This window comes from Actinomadura sp. KC345, from assembly GCF_004348515.1.
Lineage (GTDB): Bacteria > Actinomycetota > Actinomycetes > Streptosporangiales > Streptosporangiaceae > Spirillospora.
This window is the reverse complement of the sequence record NZ_SMKH01000400.1, coordinates 1-5,737: the sequence shown is the minus strand read 5'-3', so window position 1 is coordinate 5,737 and position 5,737 is coordinate 1. Positions and strand designations below refer to the sequence as shown.

At 72.0% G+C, this 5,737-nt stretch carries 3 protein-coding genes; 1 reads left to right on the top strand and 2 read right to left on the bottom strand.

Annotated features, from left to right (window positions below):
- The first annotated feature begins 241 nt into the window (after positions 1-241).
- On the top strand, positions 242-952 hold the full coding sequence (locus E1281_RS36545; RefSeq protein WP_131884278.1) for a spermidine synthase: 711 nt from the start codon (positions 242-244) through the stop codon (positions 950-952).
- Between the two features lie 33 nt (positions 953-985).
- Here E1281_RS36545 and E1281_RS36540 read toward each other — a convergent pair whose 3' ends face one another.
- Positions 986-2,065, bottom strand: coding sequence for a glycerophosphodiester phosphodiesterase family protein (locus E1281_RS36540; protein WP_131884277.1), 1,080 nt, complete (start codon positions 2,063-2,065; stop codon positions 986-988).
- A gap of 127 nt (positions 2,066-2,192) precedes the next feature.
- Positions 2,193-5,737 (bottom strand): serine/threonine-protein kinase (locus E1281_RS36535; protein ID WP_207943719.1); only part of this gene is annotated, 3,545 nt, incomplete at its 5' end.

Below are 5,737 nucleotides of genomic sequence, written 5' to 3'. Positions count from 1 at the left end.
CCCACGGCCCGCGTCGACGCCACCGCCGTGTCGAGCGGCACGTCGGACTCCGGCCCGTTGCGGTAGACGAACGTTCCCATAACCGTCCTCACGATCGCGTCCCCCACGCCTACCCCCGATCGCCGAGCCCATGCGACCCGCGCGTGGGATGCTCGCGTCATGAGGGTGCGCGGTCCACCCTGATGGCCGTACTGCTCGACTCACCGGAGCCCGAGCCCGCCTAACCACGAGGATCCAGCGCATGGGCGCACTGTTCGAAGAGCTTGACTGGCGTTCGACGCCCCTGGGGGACATCAGCCTCAGGCGGCGTCGTGATCCTGGGCTCGGAGTCCAGGTCTACGAGGTGAAGCTCGACGACGAGTTCCTGATGTCGAGCCTGTGGACGGCGGGTGAGATCGAGCTGGCCCGGCTCGGACTGGCCGCTGCGCCGGGGGAAGCACTGGACGTCGCCGTCGGGGGACTCGGCCTCGGGTACACCGCCCATGCCGCCCTGGAGGACCCCCGGGTGGGGTCCCTCATCGTGGTGGAGGCGCTCCCCGAGGTCATCGAATGGCACCGGGCGCACCTGGTGCCGCTGGGCGAGCGGCTGGCGACCGACGACCGGTGCCGGCTGGTGCGGGGCGACTTCTTCGCCCTGGCCTCGACCGGGCTGGACCCGGAGGACGCGGGCGCCCGCTTCCATGCCGTCCTGCTGGACATCGACCACTCGCCACGCCACGTCCTCGACCCGGGCAACGCCTCGTTCTACCGGCCCGAGCCGCTAAGCCGCCTGGCCGCGCAGATCCACCCGGGCGGAGTCTTCGGGCTGTGGTCGAACGACCCGCCCGACGACGCCTTCACCGCCGTGCTCGGCGAGGTCCTCACCGAGGTGAGAGCGCACGTCGTCGAGTTCCCCAACCCCATCCAAGGCGGCACCGCGACCAACACCGTCTACGTCGCGCACGCCGGGTGAACCGGGTGCCGCCTCAGCGCGATCGCCCTCCCCTCAGCGCGGCTTGTAGGCCTTGGGCAGGCGCATGCCGCGGTCGGCCATGATCGGGCGGACGCGGTTCGGGTAGTCGGTGATGATGCCGTCCACGCCCATGTCCATGAGCGCCTCAACGGTGGCGGGGTCGTTGGTCGTCCACGGGATCACCCTCAGCTTCCGGGCGTGAGCCCGGCGGACCATCGACGTGGAGACGTAGAAACGGAAACCCGGGTCGCCGGTCTCGCCGTTCTGCGGGAAGCCGTAGACGGGCGACAGCGCCTTCACGCCGGGAATGGCAGCGGCGGCCCTGACGAAGTCGCCGTCGTAGTCGTCCGCGTCGATCCCGCCGAGCCATGGAGACTTGCCGGGCTGCCCCACCTGAAGGAAGTCGTAGTTCGTCAGCGCCACCAGCGGGTAGGACGGCGCGAGCCTGTGCATCTCCTTCAGCGCGCCCCAGTCGAAGGACTGGACGGTGACCTGCCGCTCGATGCCCGAGGCGCGGATCTCCTCGAAGACCCGCCGGACGAACAGCTTCCGCGGCGCCGTCTCCTCCGGGGCGCCCGCTTCGACCTTGGTCTCGACGTTCAGCTTGACCTGCCGGGCGCGGTACCGCTTGACCAGGTCGAAGACGTCCTTGAGCTCCACCATCCGGAAGCCCTTGACCAACTCCTGCTCCGGGTGTCCGGGAAGGCGCTGGAATCCGCAGTCCATCGTCTTGATCTGGGCCAGGGTCAGGTCCTTGATGTACTTGCCGACGTACGGGTACATCGGGTCCCCTGGCTTCACGGGGGCGGTGTCACGGCACTTCTGGGAGCTGACTTGCCGGTCGTGGGTGACGACGACCTTGCGGTCCTTCGTCACCTGGGTGTCCAGTTCGAGGGTCGTGACGCCCAGGCGCATCGCCTTGGCGAAGCCCTCCAGCGACCCTTCCGTCGTCATCCCGATGCCGCCGCGGTGCGCCTGGAGATCGAAGTGGGTCTTCTGCGGCGGGACGCCCGGCCCGCCGCCCGGCCTGCCGTTCGGCGATGCGTGGGCGGCCGTGGGCCAGGCGATCACGGGCACCAGGGTCAGGCTTGTCAGAACACGGCGCAGTGACATCAGAACCTCGTATCGGAGCTTGTGCGGCTCCGAAAAGCTAAGGTCGAGGCCCGGCCGCGTCCCGAACCGCGTGTGAGGGATCGGTGAAGACCGGTGAAACACACCCCCGGTGATCCTCGCGGGGCGTTCAGGAGGAATCCGAGGGGACAGCCAGTTTCCAGTCCAGCTCCCACAGGCGGAGGGATCCGTCCGAGTAGCCCGCCAGCACGGAGTTTCCGTCGGGGGCCGGTGCGACGCAGCGCACGCCGTCCCCTTCGCGGGGGTCAAGGATCCGCAGGGACTCTCCGCTGTCCACGTCCCACACGCGGATGCCCTTCATCTCGGCGGTCACCGTGAACCGGCCGCCGGGCAGGAACCGGGCGTCGAACGCCCAGCCGCCCCGCGTCTCCAGCTCCCGCAGGCACGTCCCGGTCGCGACGTCCCACAGGACGAGCTTCCACGTGACGTTGTCGCTGACCAGGGCGAGGCGTCCGTCGGCGCTCACGCAGAGGGCGGTCACCCTGGGGCGGAAGACCGGGCGCTCCACCGCCTCCATCCGCAGGGTGCCGGTGCGGCGGCCCTCGACCGCGTCCCACAGCCGCACCGAGGAGCCGCGGTGTCCCGAACCGTTGTGGCCGGACGCGACGAGACACCCGTCGCCGCCGACCACGAGCGCTCCGACGCCCACGTCCTCTGCCAACAGGCCGTCCTCGCCGAAGTCCACCGTGTCGATGGCGCGCACCTCGCCGCCTGTGGCGAGATCCCAGAGCCGGATCAGGCCATCGGCGTGCCCGACCACCGCGAATTGCCCGTCGTTGCCGAACCGCGCGTGCGTGGCGCCGAAGACCGCCTCCATCGGCACGTCCACGCGCCCGTTCGGGGCGTTCGCATCCTGGACGCCGATGTACTCGCGGACCTCGACCTGCTTCCACCGCTCCTGGTCCAGCAGCGAGAGGTTGTCGGTCAGCCGGCGCAGGCACTCGCCGGTCGCCACGTCCCACAGGCGGACGGCGCCCTCCTGGTCGGCGGAGAGGAGCCGGCGTCCGTCCTGGCTCAGGCACACGGAGGTCACGACGTCCCGGTGGCCGGTCAGCGTGTGGACGCAGGTGCCGGAACCGGTGTCCCACAGCCGGACGGTCCGGTCCGAACCGCCGGACACCGCGATCCGGTCGCCGACGTCGACGGCCGTCACCTCACGCCTGTGCCCGGTCAGCAGCGCCGACACCCAGGAGGCCCGGAGCCCCGTCCGGTGCGTGCGCCGGGCCAGCTCGTGCCAGGGGGCCATGACGCGTGCCCCGCGCTCGTGTCCCGGTACCGCCCTGGCACGGGTGACCAGGTCGAGTGCGGCGGCGAGCCGGTTCTCCGCCAGCGCCCGCTCCGCGTCGGTGACCAGGGCGTCCACGGCGGCGTCCGAGTCGCTCAGTTCGGTGTGCGGGCGCGGCCTGCTGAGGCTTGGTGCGGCGACGGGCCCGCTGCGGGGCATCCGCCACCTCCGCATCGTGCCGTCCTCCGCGCCGACCGACAGCGCGGCCTGGCCGTCGGAGCTCAGCAGGACGTCGCGGACTCCGCCCCTGTGCGCCATGAACGTCCGCACGCAGCGTCCGCTGCCCACGTCCCAGAAGCGCAGCCGTGCGCCGTACGCGGAGACCAGGAAACGGCCGCCGTCGCTCAGCGCCATCACGCCCATCGAGCGGGCGCCCTTCAGCACGCGGACGCGCTCGCCGGTGGACAGGTCCCAGACGACGATCACGTCGTCGGGAAGGGAGCCGGTGTAGGTCGCGGCGAACCGGCTGTCGGTACTGAAGCATCCGGTGCCGCCCGTCTTGCCGGGAAGGGGCAGGACGTGCCGGCACTCGCCGGTGGCCAGGTCCCAGACGCGGATGTCGTCCCGTGGCCCCTCGTCGTCCCGGGTCATCGCCAAGCGGCCGTCCGGGCTGAGGAACGCGCCGGCCGACCCCCACTTGCGCACCCGCATCCTCTGGGTGACCCGTCCGCTGCGGGTGTCGATCACCTGGAGGTGGCCGTCGTAGGACGAGTAGAGGGCCACGGACCCGTCGGCGCTCATCGCGACGCCGGCGTGCTTGACCTTGGTGTAGGTGTGCGCAGGGCGTCCCTCGGTCAGATCCCAGAGCAGTACCCTCTCGTCGGCTCCGGTGGAGATCGCCCGGGTGCCGTCGGCGGACACGGCGACGGACTGCACCAGCCCGCTGTGCCCCGGGAGGGTCAGCAGGCACCGCGCGTCGTGCGACGTCCACAGCCGGACCGTGCCGTCCGCCTCCCCGCTGACCGCCAGCCGCCCATCGGCGCCGAACGTGAGCGGGAGCCTCGTCCGCGGCGGCGCGTCCGCGCACCAGGCCGTCTCGTGCGTGCCGGTGCAGCGCGCGTCGGTGAGCCGCTCGGACCGGACGGACCGCGACGCCGCCCGGACCTCCGGTTCGCCCGGCTGCTCCCGCTCCACCCCGTCGAGGAGTTCGCGCGCCGGATCCAGGTCGCCGCGCTCCATGTGCACCTGGGCGAGCAGGAACCGCACCCGCCAGGAGTCGCCGGTGTCGGCGCGGAGGGCTTCCAGGTTCGAGACGAGGGCGTCGTCGTCGATGTCGCCGCGCCGCCACCGCAGCAGCCCCAGATGGTAGGCGGCCTGCGCGTGTCGCGGGTCGGCGGCCAGCGCTTCGGCGAACCTCCGCTCGGCCTCGGCGGACCGGCCGAGGTCGAGCAGCGACAGGGCCTGGTTGTTGAACTCGTCGGCGCGCAGGTCGGCGGCACGCGGTTTCGACCGCGGATAGGCCTGCCCGGTCAGCGCCTCGTAGACGGCGGTCAGCCCGGCGGAGACCTCGTCCATGGTCCGCGGGCGGTGCCGGGGCTCACTCCGCAGGCAGCGGGTGAGAAGCGCGGCCAGGTCCGGCGGGATCCGCGGCACGGCCATGCCGGTGCCCCCGGCGAGGCAGTCGGCCAGCGCGGTGGCCGCGGCGGGACCGAACGGCCACGTCACCCGGCCCGTGAGCATCTCCAGGACGGTGGCGCCGAAGCTGAACATGTCGCTGCGCCGCCCCAGCGTCCGGCGGGCGAACTGCTCCGGTGAGGCGTACACGGGCGTCATCCCGCCGCTGCCCTCCACCAGAAGGGTCGATCCGTGCGTGGCACCGGAACCGGAGCCCGCGAACTCACCGGCACGCGCGAGCCCGAAGTCGGTGATCTTCGCCGTCCCGTCCAGGTCCAGCAGGACGTTGGCGGGCTTGATGTCCTGGTGCACCAGCCCCCGGCCGTGCGCGTGCTCCAGGCCCCACGCGACCTGGATCGCGATATCCAGGATCCGGGGGACCACCTGGTCCGGATCGCCGCCGTGCAGCCGTCCGTCGTCGATCCGGTCGCGCAGGCTGCCGCCCTCGACGTACTCGGCGAACACCCGGGGGACGGGCCCGAGCGCGCGGACGTAGTGGCAGGTGCACACGTGCGGATGCAGCCCCAGCGACACCCAGGTCTCGGCTTCGGCGACGAACCGCTCATGCCCCGCCGCGTCGCGGAACATCTCGGGGCGCGGGGACTTCACGGCCAGATCGGCGTCCCAGCCGAGGTGCCGGACGCGGTGCACGACCCCCATACCGCCCTGTCCGAGCATCTCCAGGACCTCGTACCGGCCGTCGACGAGGTCCCCGGCCCGCCACCCGCCCGAGACCGGCACCCCCGCTGCCGTCA

Bases quoted from the DNA above. Each gene is read 5' to 3' on its own strand.
- E1281_RS36545 (WP_131884278.1), top strand. From the start codon at position 242: ATGGGCGCACTGTTCGAAGAGCTTGACTGGCGTTCGACGCCCCTGGGG.
- E1281_RS36540 (WP_131884277.1), bottom strand. From the start codon at position 2,065: ATGTCACTGCGCCGTGTTCTGACAAGCCTGACCCTGGTGCCCGTGATC.